Below are 15,794 nucleotides of genomic sequence, written 5' to 3'. Positions count from 1 at the left end.
TGTGGCACTTCCGACGCGCGCCGTTCGCCGGGTCGCTGAAGCCGTCCGGGTGCTGCACACTGGCGCCGTGGATGCTGGACAGGACAGACGGCCCTCGGGTGGCGACGGCGGGTTGCGCTCCGCGGTGGTGGTCAACCCGGTCAAGGTCGACGATCTCGACGAGTTGCGCCGTACCGTCGACGACGCCCTGACCGCGGCCGGTTGGCCCGCGCCGCAGTGGTACGAGACGACAGTCGACGACCCGGGCCGCGGCCAGACCGAGCAGGCCGTCAAGGCCGGCGTCGACCTGGTCTTCGCCTGCGGGGGCGACGGCACGGTGATGTCCTGCGTCAGCGGATTGGTCGGCACCGACGTCGCCCTCGCCGTGCTGCCGCAGGGCACCGGCAACCTGCTCGCCGCCAACCTGGGGCTCTCCACCGACCTGGCCGCCGGGTTGCAGGTCGCTGTCGAGCGCGGCCGACGGCTGCTCGACGTCGGCGCTGTCGAGGACAAGTACTTCACAGTGATGGCCGGGATGGGCTTCGACGCCCAGATGCTCGAGGCCACCAACGAGACCACCAAGGCCCGCATCGGCTGGCCGGCGTACGTGATGGGCGCCGCCCGTCACCTCCGGGACCGGCCGATGCGGGTGCAGATCCGCATCGACGACCGACCCGCGGTGCGCCGCCGGGCCCGTTCGGTCCTGATCGCCAACGTCGGCCGGCTACAGGGCGGCGTGACCCTGCTGACCGAAGCCGAGCCGGACGACGGCTGGCTCGACGTCGCCGTGCTCACCCCGCGCAACCTGCGGCACTGGCTCGCGCTCGGCTGGGCGGTGATCCGCCGCAGCGGCCAGGTGCCGCAGCTGGAGATCTTCCGGGGTCGGCGAGTGGTGGTCACCAGCAACCGGGCGCAGCCTCGGGAGTTGGACGGCGACCTCATCACCCCGGGCCGGCAACTGCGGGCGGAGATCCGGCCCCAGGCGCTCTGGCTCTGCGTCCCCCAGCCCGAGGGCGCCCCCGACCTGGCCGTCGACGCGCAAGGTGCCGGGGAGCGGGGCGAGCAGCTGATCGAGGAAGCACGCCGTGAGTAGCACCCGCATCGTGCCGGAGACCCGGCTGATGGCCGACGAGGAGCTGTCCGCCGACGACGCCTGGCACACACTGCGCGGGCAGGGCGGCTGGCACCTGCTGCGGGACGCGTTCATCCGGTTCCGCTACGGCGACGGGTTCAGCCACTCCCGGGCCTTCGCGCTGCAACTCTGCCTCGCCGTGGTGCCGTTCCTGATCGCCCTCACCGGCCTGATCAGCGAGCTGGGCGTCGAGGAGGGCGGCCAGGTGGTCGCCGACACCGTCCTGGCGCTCACCCCCGGCCAGAGTTCGCAGATGGTCGCCGAGCTGCTCGGCGAGGGCGAACGCGTCGAGGACGCGGGGGAGCTGGCGCTCACCCTCGGTCTGCTCACCGGCCTGTTCGCGCTCACCACCACGATGGCCCAGATCGAGCGGGGTGCCAACCGCATCTACGGCGTCGAGCGGGACCGCCCGGCGCTGCGCAAGTACCTGCGAGCCGCCGTGCTGGCCGTCACCGCCGGCCTGCCCGCGCTCGCCGGCTTCCTCATCCTGGTCGGCGGCGGCGCGATGGGCGACTCGGTCCGCGAACACTACGAGTGGGGCGAACTCGCCCACGGCATCTGGGACGTGATCCGCTTCCCGCTGAGCCTCGGGCTGACCGTCATCGCCGTCGCCGTGCTGTTCCGACACGCGCCGCGCCGCAACCAGCCCGGCCTGTCCTGGCTGCTGTTCGGGGCCGGCATCGCCACCGCGCTGTGGTGGCTGGCCAGCCTGCTGCTCGCCGCGTACGTGCGGTTCAGTGACGGTTTCGGGCAGACCTACGGTGCCCTGACCGGCATGATGGCGCTGCTGCTCTGGGCCAACCTGACCGGGATGGCGCTCTTCGGCGGGCTGTCCTTCGCCGCCCAACTGGAGGCGCTGCGCATCGGTGCGCGGGAGCCCGCCCAACCGGACCTGTGGGAGCCCGACCCGGACCGCGCCGAGCTGTACGACACCGGTGACATGTCGGCGCTCTAGGGGCACCGGCGTGTACGACGGACGCGGATCGGGTAAAGCGCCTCGCCAGACAGACAAGGGAGGTGCGGGGTGACCGCGGTCAAAGAGGTGGCGCGCCGTCCGATCGGTCATTTCGCCGAACGGAGCATTGCCGGCCTGGTGGCCGTCACCGGTGCCGGGGTGGCCTTCGGGCTGCTGTTGTTGCTCGTCCGGGTGCGCTGGAGCCCGCTGCAGGATGCCGACCACGCGCTCGCCGAGTGGTTCAACGGGCTCGTCGCCCCGCACCACGCGCTAGTCACAGTGCTCCAGGCGGTGACCGACCTGGGCGGTCGGCCGATCCTCATCTGGCTGGTCACCATCGCCGTGGTCGGGCTGCTGATCCGGCGGCAGCCCCGACTCGCCGTCTATCTGATCATCACGGGGGTCGGTGGTCTGATCCTCGACCCGTCGCTGAAGACGCTTGTCGGCCGGCTCCGCCCGGTCGTGGACGTGCCGATCGCCAGCGCGCCCGGCAACAGCTTCCCGAGCGGGCACGCGCTCGGCTCGTTCGTCGCGTACGGAGCGCTGCTGCTGGTGTTCCTGCCGGCGATGGCCCCCCGCTGGCGCAAGCCGGCCATCGTCGGCGTCGGTGTGCTGGTGGCACTGGTCGGGCTGACCCGGATCGCGCTGGGCGTGCACTTCGTCTCCGACGTGCTGGCCGCCTGGCTCCTCGGGGCCGCCTGGCTGGGCGTCACCGCGTACGCCTTCCGACTGTGGCGGCGGGAGCGGGGCCGGCCGGTGCCGCCGCTGACCGAGGGCCTGGAGCCGGAGGCGGGGCACGACATCGCCCCCGCCCCGGCCGAGGAACACGTGTTGGCCCACCCCCGGTCGGCGGTGGCTGAGCTGCTGGTCGGCTGGGTGATCGTGTTCGGCGCGCTGTACGGCTTCGGTATGTACGTCAGCTACCACGCCAAGGGCACCTTCTTCGACACCCTCGACACCGAGGTCCCGCGGTGGTTCGCCGAGCGGCACACCGAGGTGCTGACCGAGGTCAGCTGGTGGTGGAGCAAGTTCGGCGACACCCATGCCATCCTGCTGATCTCGCTGGTGTTCTGCCCGCTGGTGCTGGCGGTGTGGCGGCGCTGGCGCCCGGTGCTCTTCGTGGCGCTGGCGATGGTGGGTGAGCTGACCCTCTTCCTCGCGTCGGCCCGCGCGGTCGACCGGCCGCGTCCGCCGGTGGAGAACCTGGACGGGCAGATGCCCACCTCGTCGTTCCCGTCCGGGCACATCGCGGCAACGATCTGTGTCTGGCTGGCGATCACCCTCATCGTGTTCCCGCGTACCGACCGGTGGTGGCGTTGGATCTTCGTGGCGCTGGCCGTGCTCATGCCGGTCGGGGTGGCCACCTCCCGGATGTACCGGGGCATGCACCACCCGACCGACTTCATGGGCGCGATCCTGCTCTCCGCGCTCTGGATCGGTCTGCTCTACCTGGTGATCCGCCCGAACGAGGACCTGAAGGAAGGCAACCAACCGGCCATCGAGTCGGAGGACGTGGACACCCTCGACGACGAGCTGGCGCGGGCCGGCCGAGCCGACTAGGCGCCGCCGTCGTGCTGCGGGTGATGACCTGGAACATCCGCACCGGCGGACGGGATCGCGGCGGCCCCGACCGGCTGGATCAGGTGGTCCAGGTCGTCAACGAGCAGGCACCTGACGTGCTGGCCCTCCAGGAGTTGCGCGGCTTCGACCGGGACGGGCTGATGGCCACAGTGGCGGGCCGGGTGGGGATGACGCCCCACCTGGCCCGGTCCTGCTTCGGACAGCCGGTGGCGGTGCTGGTCCGGCCGCCGTACCGGGTGGTCGATGCCGGGTCGGTGCGCCGCCCGTTCCACCACGCCGCCGCCCGCGTCGTGGTGGCCACGTCCGCCGGTCCGTTCACAGTGGTGGGCACCCACCTCTACCCGTACTCCGGGGGTAGGCGGCGAATGGAGGTCGACTGGTTGGCCGCCGCCATGCGTCGCGACCAGCGGCCGCTGACGCTGGTCGCCGGTGACCTCAACTCGCTCGACCCGACCGTCGACCACACCGCCCGGCTGGCGGGCATGCCGGCCCTCTACCGGCGGCGGCACCTGCGTCGCTCCGGCGGCGCCGTGGACACCCGCGCGATCGCCCGCCTGCTCGCCGCCGGCCTGGTCGACCTCTGGCCGTCGGGCAACGTCGACGCACCGGAGGCCGCCGGCCACACCGTGCCCACCCGACTCGGCGGTGCCGAGTTCGCCGGGATGCGGCTGGACTACCTGCTGGGCAGCACGGCGGTGGCGCAGCGGGCGCACGACTGTCGGGTGATCCGCGACGGCGCGGCGGCCACCGCCTCCGACCACTATCCGCTGCTCGCCACGCTCGAGTTGTCTCCCGGCTGACGCCACCCGTCGTCCGCGCTGCCGACACCCCCACGGCGTGGCGCGGGCCGATTACCGTGCCACCGTGACCGACCGCCGCACCCTCCGCTCGTCGTTGCCCGGCCCGCCCAACGATCACCGGGCCACGCCGACAGGGGCGCGTCCGGCCGGCGACCCGCTGGCCTCGGGCACCATGCGGCCGGCCGCCGTCGCGCCTCCGCTCGTCTCGGCCGTCGCGCGCGGTGTGGCGCTGGTCGTGGTGCTGCCGGTACGCCTGCTCTGGGAGCTGATCGCGGCTGCCGGCCGGCTGCTGCACCGGTACCTGCTCCGCCCGGTGGGTCGGTTCCTGCGCCGCTGGCTGCTGGCCCCGCTGGCCTGGGTGCTGCACCGGCTGGTCTGGCTTCCGCTGGTCTGGTGCGCCCGGCACCTGCTGTGGCTCCCGTTGGTGTGGGTCGCCCGCACGGTGATCTGGCCCGCGCTGCTCTGGGTGACCCGTCATGGGCTGCGCCCGGTGCTCGTGGTCCTGGGGCGGGTATTGGTCTGGCTCGCCACGTACCTGGTCCTGTGGCCGCTGCAATGGTTGGGCGCGGTGCTCACGCCCGTCGGTCGGCTGGTCGTCGACGCGGTGGTCGGCGCGTGGCGGACGGCCGGCCGGGTGCTGCGACTGCTGCACCGACTGCTGCTGCGCCCGCTCGGGCGAGGTTTGCGCTGGCTGTGGCGGCACACCGTACGCCCGCTGCTGTCCGGAGTCCGGTGGGTCTGGTCGGTGACGGTCGTGCCGGTGGCGCGGGGCCTCAGAGCGGTGTGGCGGGCCACCGTCGCGCCCGCGGCCCGTTGGGCCCGCCGTTCGGTGCTCGCCCCGGCCCGGCTGGCCGTCCGGGAGGTGCTCAACGCCCTGGGCCTGCGCCGTTGAGGCGTACGGGGCTCAGAGCACCAGATTCAGCAGGACGGTCAGCACCACCGAGGCCACGATCGAGAAGAGGATCATCAGGAGGCAGCCGAGGCCCCCGCCGAGCGGGCGGATCTCCGTGTTGCCGAAGCGCATGATGGTCACCTGTCCGTGAGTGCGGGTCGAGGGGCGAGCAGGTGCCGGATCGTGTCGGCGACGGCAGTCGGGGCGGTCGTGACCACGTTGTGCGCGGCACCGGGGACGACCACCAGGGCCGCCTCCGGCACCAACCGCGTCGCCTCGTCCCGCCACCGTTCCGGCACGACCGGGTCACGGTCGCCCGTCACGACGACGGTCGGCGCGCTGACGCGGACGAGGTCCGCCTCGATCGCGTTCCGCACCGAGTGCGACAGGGTGGCGAGGACCCGCCAGGGCCGGGCGTTCCAGACGTCCCGCACCAGGATCGGGGCCTGTAGCGGCGCCTCGCGCAGGCTGTCCACCAGCCAACGACCGAACTGGGCTTGTCGGGACCGGGCCGCCGGGTCACTCGTCGGTCCGGCCAACACCAGCGCGCGTACCGCGTCGGGGTGGGTCGCGGCGACCGCGGCGGCCACTTCCGCGCCGAACGAGTGCCCCAGCAGGCAGACCGGCGGCAACTGGTACGCGGCCAGCCAGGCGGCCAGGTGGTCGGCGTGCCGGCGGACGTCGTACGCGCCCGGGGGGTGTTCGGTCAGCCCGAAGCCGGGCAGGTCCGGCACGTACACCTGATGGGTGGTGGAGAGCGCGACGGCCAGCGGGGTGAGATACCGGTGCGAGACCGCCAGGCCGTGTACCAGCACCACGGGTGGCGCCCCGGTCCCCGGGTCGGCGCTGCGGCGGGTGTGGGTGCGCAGTCCGTCGACGACCCGCCATTCGCTGGTCAGTCCGCCGGCAGCCCGGGGCGCGGCCATGGCGAGCCGCAGCTCGGCCGGCCCGAACCGGCCGACGGCGCTGCGGCGGGGCGACCCGGGCGGCGGAGGTGCCGCACCTCGGTTCACAGCTCGCGCAACCGGGGCAGCAGCTGTTCCTGCGCCCAGTCCAGGAACATCGGCTGGCTCTCCCCACCGACCTGGATGATCGCCACGTGGGTGAAGCCGGCGTCGACGAACTTGCGGAACGCCTCGACGTGCGCGTCCACGTCCGGACCGCAGGAGATGCCCTCGGCGACGTCCTCCTCGCGGACGAACTGGGTGGCGGCGGCGAAGGACTCCGGGCCGGGCAGGTCGGCGTTGACCTTCCACCCCATCCCGAACCAGCGGAACTGGTCGTGCACGATCTTGCGGCACTCCGCCTCGTCGGGGCCGTAGCAGATGGCCACCTGGCCGTAGCGGGGTTGGCCGGCGCCCCCGGCGTCGTCGTACATCTCGATGATGTGCCGGTCGGGTTCGGTGGAGATGAGGCCGTTGCCGTACTCGGCGGCCAGCGTCGCGGACTGTCGACCGGACGCGGCGATGGCCATCGGCACCGGTTGGTCCGGGCGGTCCCAGACGTAGGCGTCGGGCACGTCGAAGTGGTTGCCGGAGAAGGTCAGCGTCTCCCCGTTGAGCAACGGCCGGATGATCTGCAACGCCTCCTCGAACATCTCGTGCCGCTGCTGGACGTGCGGCCAACCGCCGACCACATGCTCGTTCAGGTTCTCCCCGGCGCCCAGGCCGAGGGTGAAACGGCCGTCCGAGAGCGCCCCGATCGTGCTGGCCTTCTGCGCGACCACTGCCGGGTGGTAACGGCGGATCGGGCAGGTCACGAAGGACATCAGCTGCGCCCGGGTGGTGGCGTGGGCGACCGCGCCGAGCACCGACCAGGCGTACGGGGAGTGGCCCTGGGAGTCCAGCCAGGGGTAGTAGTGATCGGACATGACCAGTTGGTCGAACCCAGCCGCCTCGGCCCGTACCGCATGGTCCACCAGCTGCTTGGGCCCGGCCTGCTCGCTCATCAGGGTGTAGCCGACGCTGACCATCCTGGTATCCCCTCTCACTGACGGATCGTTCCCGGGATACCCCGGTGCACGGCGGTCAACCCTCTCGTCCGGTTCGGCTGTCGGGGTGCTTGACGGATCGCGGTCACCTGCCTACCGTCGCTCTTAACCGGTTAAGAGCCGGGTGTGGCGCACATCCTGTGGTGGGGATGACCGCCCCGTGACGGCCCGCGTCTTGCGTGGGCCGTTGCGGCTGTCCGGGCTTCGGGCCCGTCAACTGAACCGGTTGCGAGGACCAATCCATCGTCCTACGCTGATGCCTGCGCCGGGAGCCGGGCGCGGCTGCCGGGCTGCAGCCGCCTTCCCTGTCACGTCCCCACCCCTGTCGGGCACCGGGGGTCCTCCCTGAGGAAGGCCATGAAGACTCGACTCTCCGCCGCCGGCGCGACACTGCTCGCGTTGCTCGTCACCGTGCTGGCGTTCGGCCAGCCGGCGCACGCCGCGGCTGGCTTCTCCGTCGCCGGCGGCAAGTTGTACGACGCCAACGGCACCGAATTCATCATGCGCGGTGTCAACCACGCGCACACCTGGTACCCGCAGCAGACCAGCTCGTTCGCCGACGTCAAGGCGCTCGGCGCGAACACCGTGCGGGTGGTGCTCTCCAGTGGTGACCGGTGGACCCGTAACACCAACGCCGACGTCGCCAACGTCATCTCGCTCTGCAAGGCCAACCGGCTGATCTGCGTGCTGGAGGTGCACGACACCACCGGGTACGGCGAGCAGAGCGGCGCGATCACCCTCGACCGCGCCGTCGACTACTGGCTCAGCCTCGCCGACGTCCTCGCCGGCCAGGAGAGGTACGTCATCGTCAACATCGGCAACGAGCCGTACGGCAACCAGAACTACGCCTCGTGGGCCACCGACAACGCGAATGCGATCAAGCGCCTGCGGGCCGGCGGGTTGACCCACACGATCATGGTGGACGCGCCGAACTGGGGGCAGGACTGGTCGTTCACCATGCGCGACAACGCCGCGTCGGTCTTCGCCGCCGACCCGGCCCGCAACACCGTGTTCTCCATCCACATGTACGGGGTGTTCGACACCGCTGCGGAGATCAGCGACTATCTGGGCCGGTTCCGCACCGCCGGGCTGCCGATCGTGGTCGGGGAGTTCGGCTTCAACCACTCCGACGGCAACCCGGACGAGGATGCCATCCTCGCGTACAGCCAGGCCAACGGGATCGGCTGGTTGGGCTGGTCGTGGAGCGGCAACGGTGGCGGTGTCGAGTATCTCGACCTGGCCACCAACTTCAACCCGGCGAGCCTGACCGACTGGGGTCAGCGTCTCTTCAACGGCGCCAACGGCATTCGGCAGACCGCCCGTGAGGCCAGCGTCTTCGGCGGCACCCCTCCGCCGACCACCCCACCCCCGACGACGCCCCCGCCCACCACGCCGCCACCCACGACGCCCCCGCCCGCCGGTGGTTGCACTGCGACGTACACGGTGACCAATCAGTGGCAGGGCGGCTTCCAGGGTGAGGTGCGGGTGACCGCCGGCGCGAGGGCGATCACCGGCTGGACCGCCGGTTGGACCTTCGCCAACGGCCAGCGCGTCACCCAGTCCTGGAATGTGGCCCTCACCAGCAGCGGAACCACCGTGAGCGCCCGCAACACGGACTACAACGGACGGTTGGCCGCCGGGGCCAGCGCCAGCTTCGGCTTCCTCGGCAGTTGGACCGGCACCAACAGCCCGCCGGCGGTGAGCTGCACGGCGAGCTGACCGTCGGACCGGTGGTCGGGTCCGCGTCGGACCCGGCCACCGGAAACCGTCCTGGTCAGTGCTCCCCGGCCAGGTTCACGATGACCACCCCGGCGATGATCAGCGCGATGCCGGTGAGCTTGGCGAGCCCCACCGACTCACCCAGGAACACCGCCCCGATCGCCACGATGGCCGCGGTGCCCAGACCCGACCAGAGGGCGTACGCCACCCCCACCGGGATCTCCTTGACGGCCTGGGCCAGCAGGAGGAACGCCACCGCGTAGCCGCCGAGGCACGCCACAGTCGGCCAGAGCCGACTGAACCCGGCGGTGCTCTTGATCAGGCTGGTCGCCACCACCTCGGCGATGATGGCGATCCCCAGCAGCACGTACGCCATGCGTCCCCTTGGTCCTTCGTGGTCGATGAAGCCGTCGCCGCCCAGGCTAGTGCCCGCGATGTCCCCGCCCGCCCGACCTGTCGACGTCGAATCGATCCGTGGGCATCCCCTGCCGGCTCATCTGGCCCGCGGCCACAGCAGCGGCCGACCCGTCGCGTGGTGTCCGTGCGGGCCGGGTGGTGTCCGTGCGGCCTTGGCACCTGTCACAGAACGCCTTTGGAGCTGATGTCACAAACGAATCGGTTGTGGCGACGAAGCAGACCTCGCCAACGAATCAGACCCCATTGACGAATCAGACTTCGCCATCAGATTGGCCCTGCGCCCGGCCCGGCGTCCGGTGCCCGGCACCCTGCGCCCGGCACCCGCCCAGTGGATGAATCGTTTACGGCATCAGCTCCAAAGCCGGTCCGGCACAACCCACCCACCAGCGCCGCTGTTGTGGGCCGCGCCGCCGCTGCGGGCCGCGCCGCCGTTCCTCGCGCTGTCGCCCCCGGTAGTGGCGTGGGAGAGGCTCGCAGGGTAGATCTTGGACAGTTTCCGTTCCGCGGGCGCGCTAACGGAAACTGTCCAAGATTGCCAGCTGTGGCGGGTGAAGCTGCCTGGTTCTCGCCGCGGAGGATCAGTTGATCTCTGTCTTCAAGGGAGATCAACGGGCTGGGCGGCCAGTCGGGCTGCCCGCATCGTCAGGTAGAGCTGTTCGGGGCGGCTGCTCGTACGGGCGGCGGCGGTCCGGTAGTCGGCGATCGCCTGGGCCTGGTCACCGGCCATCTCGTGCAGGTGGGCGCGGGCGGCGGCCAGCCGGTGGTGTCCGGCCATCTGCGGGTCGTGGGCCAACGCGTCGAGGGCGGCCAGGCCGGCGGCCGGTCCGTGCACCATGGCCGTCGCCACGGCCCGGTTGAGGGCCACCACCGGGCTACCGGCCATGCGCTCCAGCACCTCGTAGAGCGCCAGGATCTGCGGCCAGTCGGTCTGCTCGGTGCTCGGCGCCTCGTCGTGCAGGGCGGCGATGGCGGCCTGTACCTGGTACGGGCCGACCGGCCCACGCGGCAGGGCCCGGGTGACCAGTGCGACGCCCTCGGCGATCGCCGCCGCGTCCCAGCGACCACGGTCCTGATCGGCCAGTGAGATCAGCTCGCCGGACGGCCCGGTCCGCGCCGGGCCACGGGCCTCGGTGAGCAGCATCAATGCCAGCAGCCCGGCCGACTCGCTGTCGTTCGGTAGCAGCGTGTGCAGCGCGCGGGTCAGCCGGATCGCCTCCGCCGCGAGGTCGATGCGGCGCAGGTCCGGGCCGGTGGTGCTGGTGTGCCCCTCGGTGAAGACCAGGTAGAGCACCTGTCGGACGGCGACCAACCGGTCCGCCCGCTCCGCCGGCTCGGGCATCCGGAACGGTAGCCCGGATGACCGGATGCGCTGCTTGGCCCGGCTGATCCGCTGCGCCATCGTCGCCTCGGGCACCAGGAACGCGCGGGCGATCTCGGCGGTGCTCAACCCACCGACGGCGCGCAGGGTCAGCGCCACCGCCGTCGTCGGGGCGAGTGCCGGGTGACAGCAGAGGAAGAGCAGGACCAGCGTGTCGTCCCGCTCGGCGGTCAACTCCTCGTCCGGGGCTGGCGCGTACCGCTGGTCGTCCGGATCCCGGCGGGCGACCAGGTCCTCCCGGCGGCGTCGGGCCTGCTCACCGCGGACCAGTTCGATCATCCGGCGGTAACCGACCTGGATCAGCCAGCCACGGGGGTTCGCCGGCAGTCCATCGGTCGGCCACTGGGTGGCGGCGGCCAGCAGCGCCTCCTGCACAGCGTCCTCCGCCGTGGCGAAGTCACCGAAGCGGCGGCTGAGCACGCCGAGGACCTGCGGCGCCAACTCGCGCAGCAGGTCCTCGACGCGGGGATCGGTGTTCAGCCCCTCACAGCTCCTGTGCCGGGGCGGACATCACCGGGTGCACCTCGACCGGCATGTTCAGCGGCCGGCCGCCGGGGCCGGGCGCCGTGGAGATGTGCGCGGCCAACTCCACGGCCCGCTGCGGGCTCTCGCAGTCGACGATCCAGTAGCCGGCCAGGAACTCCTTCGTCTCGGCGAACGGACCCTCGGTGACCACCGGCGTCCCGCCCTCGCCAGCCCGGACGATCCGTGCCTGCTGCGGGCCACCGAGACCCTGCGCGTCGACCCACTCACCGGCGGCGGTCAGCTTGGCGTTGACCTCGCCCATGAAGGCGATGTGTGCCCGGACCTCGTCCTGGGTCCAGGTGTCGATGCTCGGGAAGTCGGTGCCAGCGGCGCTGAACTGCATCAGCAGCATGTACTTCATCGTCTTGCTCCTCACGACCGCGCACCATTGTCGGTGCTCTCACAGTGAGGTAGAAGCCGCCGACACCGTTCTCGACACCCCGAGCAAAGAAATTTCTAGCCGACCGAGTCGACCTCCAGCACCAGACTTTGCTCCGGGTGCAGGGCGGGCAGCTGCACACCCACCCGGGCCAGCGCCGCCCCGCTGAGGGTGAGACCAGCCGCCAGCCAGGTGGGCGCGGACAGGTCGATGGTCGCCGGGGCCGGTACGCCCGACACCTGTCGCACCCGGTACCGCCGGCCCGGGTCGAGGCCGGGCAGCCGCACCGCGCCGGGCACCTGCGTCACCGAGGTGGCCAACCGGGCCACCGCGTACACCGCCCGGGTGTTGTCGTGGTCGACCACGCCGTGCGCCCAGACGGCCGGGTCGGGGTGATCGACCCGGACCACCCGGCCAGCGTGCAGCAGCGGGCGCAGTCGCTTGTGCAGCGCCACCCAGGCGGCCAGTTCGGTCTGCTCGGCAGCGCTGATCGAGGCGATGTCCCACTCGATGCCGTGGTGACCGAAGAGCGCCGTCGCCGCCCGGAAACCCAGGTCGTGTACGCGGTTGGTGGTGTGCGAGCGTTCCGGGCCGACGTGGGTGCCGATCAGCTCCGGTGGCAGCAGCAGCCCCGTCCAGCGCTGGATGCTGAGCCGTTCCAGCGCGTCGTTGCAGTCGCTGGCCCAGACCCGGTCGGTACGCGCCAGGATGGCCAGGTCCACCCGAGCCCCGCCGGACGAGCAGCTCTCGATCTCCACGCCCGGGTGGCGACCGCGCAACTCGTCGAAGAGCCGGTAGACGGCAAGGGTCTGCCCGTGCACCCCGGGGCGGCCATGGTGCCCGGCCTCGGTGAGGTCCCGGTTCTGGTCCCACTTGAGGTACCGGATGCCAGGGTGGTCGGTGAGCAGCGTGTCGAGACGTTCCAGCACGTGGTCGTACGCCTCGGGGCGGCCCAGGTCGAGCACCTGCTGGTGACGCCAGGCCGGCGGTAGCCGCCCCGGCACGGCGAGCACCCAGTCGGGGTGCGCGCGGAACAGGTCCGAGTCGGGGTTGACCATCTCCGGCTCGACCCAGAGGCCGAACTGGAGGCCCCGACCGGTGACGTGGTCGATCAGCGGTTGCAGGCCGTCCGGCCAGACGCCCTCGTCGACGTACCAGTCGCCGAGCCCGGCGGTGTCGTCGCGCCGGCCCCGGAACCAGCCGTCGTCGAGCACGAACCGCTCCACGCCGATCTGCGCGGCCCGGTCGGCGAGCGCTCGCAGCCGGTCCAGGTCGTGGTCGAAGTAGACCGCCTCCCAGACGTTCAGGGTCACCGGACGCGGGGAGCGCGGGTGCCCGGGGCGGGCCCGCAGGTGGGTGTGCAGCACGTCGCTGAGCCCGTCCAGCCCGGCATCGGACCAGACCGCGTAGAGCAGGGGAGTCTCGTACGACTCGCCGGGGTCGAGCCGGATCTCCCCGGGTGCCAGCAGCTCGCCGCCACCGAGGGTCGACTCGCCGGTGGGGCGACGCTCGGCGAACGTGACGTGGTCGCCGCTCCACGCGGTGTGCACCGCCCAGACCTCACCGTGGCCGAAGCCGAACCCGGTGGTGCCGGCCACCAGCAGCAGCGTGGCGTCGTGCCCGGTACGGCCGTGCCGGCCCTCGCGGACCCAGGCGCCGTGCTGCCAGGGGTGCCGCTGCGGGGACCGTTCCCGACACCACCGGCCGGTCAGGTCGAGCAGTTCGGTGGCGACCGCCGGCACCGGCAGCACCGGCGTCAGCTCCCGCAGCTCGTACGCGCCGTCGCCGTCGTTGCGCAGCCGGTGCCGAACGGTCAGCAGGCCGTACGGGTCGAGCGTGATCTCGATGGTCACTGTCAGCCCGGCGGCCGGGTCCGACGCACGCACCGTCACCCGCGCCGGGCCGTCGGCGGGCTGGTCGACGTCGAGACCGTCCAACCGGAACGCGGTGGACCAGCCGGTCCCGTCGCGGTGCCCGGCCAGGCCTGGCCGTCCGCTCCAGCCGGCGCTCGCCTCCGGCAGCACTGACAGCACTGTCGGCTGGTCAAAGCTGCTCGGCACCACCGGCGGTACTGTCGCGTCGGTGAGCTGGCGCAGGCCGTCGTCGTCGAGGGCGCCCACGTCGCCGCCCCAGTGCACGACCCGGGGCAGCCCCGGGCCGCGCGCGTCGAGCACCAGGCTGGTCCGCGCGCGGCGCAGGTGCAGGATCGTCATCCCTTTGAGGCTCCCAAGGTCAGGCCCCGAACGAAGTGCCGCTGGAGCATAAAGAAGATCACCAGGGTGGGGATCGCGACGAGCACGCTGCCCGCCGAGACCAGGTTGTTGTCGGTGAAGAACTCACCACGCAGGTTGTTGAGTGAGCTGGTCACCGGGAACTTGTCACCGGTGCGCATGAGGACGGTGGCCCAGAAGAACTCGTTGTAGATCCAGGTCACCTCCAGCGTCGCCAGCGCGGCCAGGGCCGGCCGGCACAGCGGCATGGTGACCTGCCAGTACTGCCGCCAGATGCTCGCCCCGTCGACCATCGCCGCCTCGTACAGGTCACGGGGCAGCGCCTTCATGTAGTTGCTGAGCACGAAGACGCAGAAGCCGCACTGGAAGGCCACGTTGATCAGGATCAGGCCCCAGTAGCTGTCGTACAGCAGCTCCGAGTCGCTCATGAACTCCGGCAGCGGCACCTCGGTGAAGAGCCGGAACAGCGGGATGAGCAGCGCCTGCTGGGGCAGCAGGTTGGCCGCGGTGAAGACCCCGAGCAGGACGAGGTTGAGCTTCCAACTGAACCGGGCGATGACGAACGCCACGCAGGACGCGAGAAAGAGGGTCAGCAGCACCGCCGGCACGGTGATGTACACCGAGTTGAGGAAGTGCTGGCCGAACTCCGCCGTCCGCCAGGCGGTGACGTAGTTGTCGAATGTCCAGCCGCCGAACGACACGTAGCCGTTCGCGGCGGTGTAGTCGTACGAGCGCAGCGAGGTCAGCACCGCCCAGGCGATCGGGAAGAGCCAGGCCAGCGAGACGACGATGAGGAAGCCGTGCAGCAGCATCCGCAACGGGGTCAGCCTGCGCCGACGAACCGGAGTGTCCACGCTCATTCCCGGTTCTCCCTCATCACGGTCGCCAGGTAGATGGTGATGAAGACCAGCGAGACGACCAGCATGATCGTTGCCAGTGCCGAGCCGAAGCCGATCCGGCTCGCCTCACCCACCACGTTCTGGGTGACCAGCGCGGAGATCAGCTCCAGCCCGTTGCGGCCCTTGTTGACCACCCAGACCAGGTCGAACGCGCGCAGCGACTCGATCACGGTCACCACCAGCACGATGATGTTGATGGGCCGCATGACCGGGAACACGACCCGGAAGAACGTCCGGCTCTCCGAGGCGCCGTCGACCGCCGCCGCCTCGCGCAACGACGGATCGACACCCTTCAGGCCGGCCAGGTAGAGCAGCATGATGTACCCGACGTGCCGCCACCCGGAGGCGACCATCACCGCCCAGATGTTGACGTTCGAGTCGCCGTACCAGTCGATGCTGCTGCCGAAGACGGCGTTGATCAGGCCCTGGTCCCGGGAGTAGAGCAGCTGCCAGACGAAGCCGATGAGCGCCAGCGAGAGCACCACCGGCAGGTAGAGCGCGGTCTGGTAGAAGCGGCTGCCGCGCAGCTCCTTGTCCAACAGCACGGCCAGGAACATGCCGAACGGGGTGGCGACCACGAAGAGCGCCGCCAGCCAGAGCAGGTTGTGCTGGATCGCCGGCACGAACGGCGGGTAGATGTTCACCACGTCGCTGTAGTTGCGTGTGCCGACGAACTCGATCTCGTTGAGCGGGCCGATGCCGTCCCAGTTGGTGCCGGAGAGCAGCACTGTGGCCGCCGCCGGCAACCAGACGAACCCGGTGACGAGCAGCAGCGGGACGAGCACCATCAGCGTGATGACCACGCGGTCGGTGCGGGACAGGAGCCGTAGCCGCCGGCGACGACCACCCGTGGAGGTGGTCGCGGCCGGCGGTGGCACGGCGCGATCCGCTTGGATCAGGGGCAGGTCGGACACGAT

Annotated in this window: 15 protein-coding genes; 6 read left to right on the top strand and 9 right to left on the bottom strand. The window is 71.3% G+C overall.

The genetic code is table 11. The annotated features are described in order from the left end of the window. Nucleotides 1–67: 67 nt before the first annotated feature. From OH804_RS19415 to OH804_RS19395, 5 genes are all read left to right on the top strand, one after another. Entirely contained in the window at nt 68–1,072 is a 1,005-nt protein-coding gene (locus OH804_RS19415) for a diacylglycerol/lipid kinase family protein (RefSeq protein ID WP_406058638.1), read from the top strand. After that, nucleotides 1,065–2,066 (top strand): YihY/virulence factor BrkB family protein, encoded by a 1,002-nt coding sequence (locus OH804_RS19410; RefSeq protein ID WP_196921808.1) that lies wholly within the window; start codon nt 1,065–1,067, stop codon nt 2,064–2,066. Before OH804_RS19415 ends, OH804_RS19410 begins: the two co-directional genes overlap by 8 nt. 69 nt (nt 2,067–2,135) lie before the next feature. Then, complete coding sequence (locus OH804_RS19405; protein WP_406058636.1) at nt 2,136–3,626, top strand: phosphatase PAP2 family protein; 1,491 nt, start codon at nt 2,136–2,138, stop codon at nt 3,624–3,626. Between the two features lie 11 nt (nt 3,627–3,637). After that, nucleotides 3,638–4,447 carry an endonuclease/exonuclease/phosphatase family protein gene (locus OH804_RS19400; RefSeq protein WP_406058635.1) on the top strand — a complete coding sequence of 270 codons (810 nt, stop codon included), beginning with the start codon at nt 3,638–3,640 and terminating at the stop codon, nt 4,445–4,447. 64 nt (nt 4,448–4,511) lie between these two features. Continuing rightward, nucleotides 4,512–5,339, top strand: a complete 828-nt coding sequence (locus OH804_RS19395; RefSeq protein ID WP_406058633.1) for a hypothetical protein — start codon at nt 4,512–4,514, stop codon at nt 5,337–5,339. A gap of 12 nt (nt 5,340–5,351) precedes the next feature. Here OH804_RS19395 and OH804_RS19390 read toward each other — a convergent pair whose 3' ends face one another. From OH804_RS19390 to OH804_RS19380, 3 genes are read right to left on the bottom strand one after another with little or no spacing between them, the layout of a single operon-like run. After that, nucleotides 5,352–5,480, bottom strand: coding sequence for a hypothetical protein (locus OH804_RS19390; RefSeq protein WP_256443305.1), 129 nt, complete (start codon nt 5,478–5,480; stop codon nt 5,352–5,354). Then, nucleotides 5,477–6,352: an alpha/beta fold hydrolase gene (locus tag OH804_RS19385; RefSeq protein ID WP_406058631.1), complete on the bottom strand. Its 876-nt coding sequence runs from the start codon at nt 6,350–6,352 to the stop codon at nt 5,477–5,479. Before OH804_RS19385 ends, OH804_RS19390 begins: the two co-directional genes overlap by 4 nt. Continuing rightward, nucleotides 6,349–7,311, bottom strand: coding sequence for a TIGR03557 family F420-dependent LLM class oxidoreductase (locus OH804_RS19380; protein ID WP_406058629.1), 963 nt, complete (start codon nt 7,309–7,311; stop codon nt 6,349–6,351). Before OH804_RS19380 ends, OH804_RS19385 begins: the two co-directional genes overlap by 4 nt. Before the next feature lie 375 nt (nt 7,312–7,686). On the opposite strand from OH804_RS19380, the gene OH804_RS19375 reads away from it, so the two are divergent. Next, complete coding sequence (locus tag OH804_RS19375; protein WP_406058627.1) at nt 7,687–9,048, top strand: cellulase family glycosylhydrolase; 1,362 nt, start codon at nt 7,687–7,689, stop codon at nt 9,046–9,048. Nucleotides 9,049–9,103: 55 nt separating this feature from the next. Here the strand turns inward: OH804_RS19375 and OH804_RS19370 are convergent, their stop codons facing one another. The 6 genes from OH804_RS19370 to OH804_RS19345 all read right to left on the bottom strand — a co-directional run bounded on the left by OH804_RS19370 (nt 9,104) and on the right by OH804_RS19345 (nt 15,791). Next, on the bottom strand, nt 9,104–9,424 hold the full coding sequence (locus tag OH804_RS19370; protein WP_196921813.1) for a multidrug efflux SMR transporter: 321 nt from the start codon (nt 9,422–9,424) through the stop codon (nt 9,104–9,106). Nucleotides 9,425–10,060: 636 nt separating this feature from the next. Next, a complete protein-coding gene (locus tag OH804_RS19365; RefSeq protein ID WP_406066590.1) occupies nt 10,061–11,323 on the bottom strand; it encodes an RNA polymerase sigma factor in 1,263 nt (420 codons plus the stop codon). A 4-nt stretch (nt 11,324–11,327) separates the two neighbouring features. Further along, nucleotides 11,328–11,729 carry a YciI family protein gene (locus OH804_RS19360; protein WP_196921814.1) on the bottom strand — a complete coding sequence of 134 codons (402 nt, stop codon included), beginning with the start codon at nt 11,727–11,729 and terminating at the stop codon, nt 11,328–11,330. Nucleotides 11,730–11,824: 95 nt separating this feature from the next. Next, entirely contained in the window at nt 11,825–13,960 is a 2,136-nt protein-coding gene (locus OH804_RS19355; protein ID WP_406058625.1) for an alpha-galactosidase, read from the bottom strand. Beyond that, nucleotides 13,957–14,838 (bottom strand): carbohydrate ABC transporter permease, encoded by an 882-nt coding sequence (locus OH804_RS19350; protein ID WP_196921816.1) that lies wholly within the window; start codon nt 14,836–14,838, stop codon nt 13,957–13,959. The genes OH804_RS19355 and OH804_RS19350 overlap by 4 nt, the downstream gene beginning before the upstream one ends. Continuing rightward, nucleotides 14,835–15,791, bottom strand: a complete 957-nt coding sequence (locus tag OH804_RS19345) for a carbohydrate ABC transporter permease (protein WP_406058623.1) — start codon at nt 15,789–15,791, stop codon at nt 14,835–14,837. The genes OH804_RS19350 and OH804_RS19345 overlap by 4 nt, the downstream gene beginning before the upstream one ends. Between the last annotated feature and the right edge of the window lie 3 nt (nt 15,792–15,794).

Origin of the sequence: Micromonospora sp. NBC_00860, assembly GCF_045207375.1 — a bacterium.
Classification (GTDB): domain Bacteria; phylum Actinomycetota; class Actinomycetes; order Mycobacteriales; family Micromonosporaceae; genus Micromonospora; species Micromonospora vinacea.
Note: the sequence above shows the minus strand (reverse complement) of the source record. Positions and strands in the feature narration are given on the sequence as shown.

Coding starts and splice junctions, on each gene's coding strand:
- OH804_RS19380 (WP_406058629.1), bottom strand. CDS start 7,311: ATGGTCAGCGTCGGCTACACCCTGATGAGCGAGCAGGCCGGGCCCAAG.
- OH804_RS19375 (WP_406058627.1), top strand. CDS start 7,687: ATGAAGACTCGACTCTCCGCCGCCGGCGCGACACTGCTCGCGTTGCTC.
- OH804_RS19370 (WP_196921813.1), bottom strand. CDS start 9,424: ATGGCGTACGTGCTGCTGGGGATCGCCATCATCGCCGAGGTGGTGGCG.
- OH804_RS19360 (WP_196921814.1), bottom strand. CDS start 11,729: ATGAAGTACATGCTGCTGATGCAGTTCAGCGCCGCTGGCACCGACTTC.
- OH804_RS19355 (WP_406058625.1), bottom strand. CDS start 13,960: ATGACGATCCTGCACCTGCGCCGCGCGCGGACCAGCCTGGTGCTCGAC.
- OH804_RS19350 (WP_196921816.1), bottom strand. CDS start 14,838: ATGAGCGTGGACACTCCGGTTCGTCGGCGCAGGCTGACCCCGTTGCGG.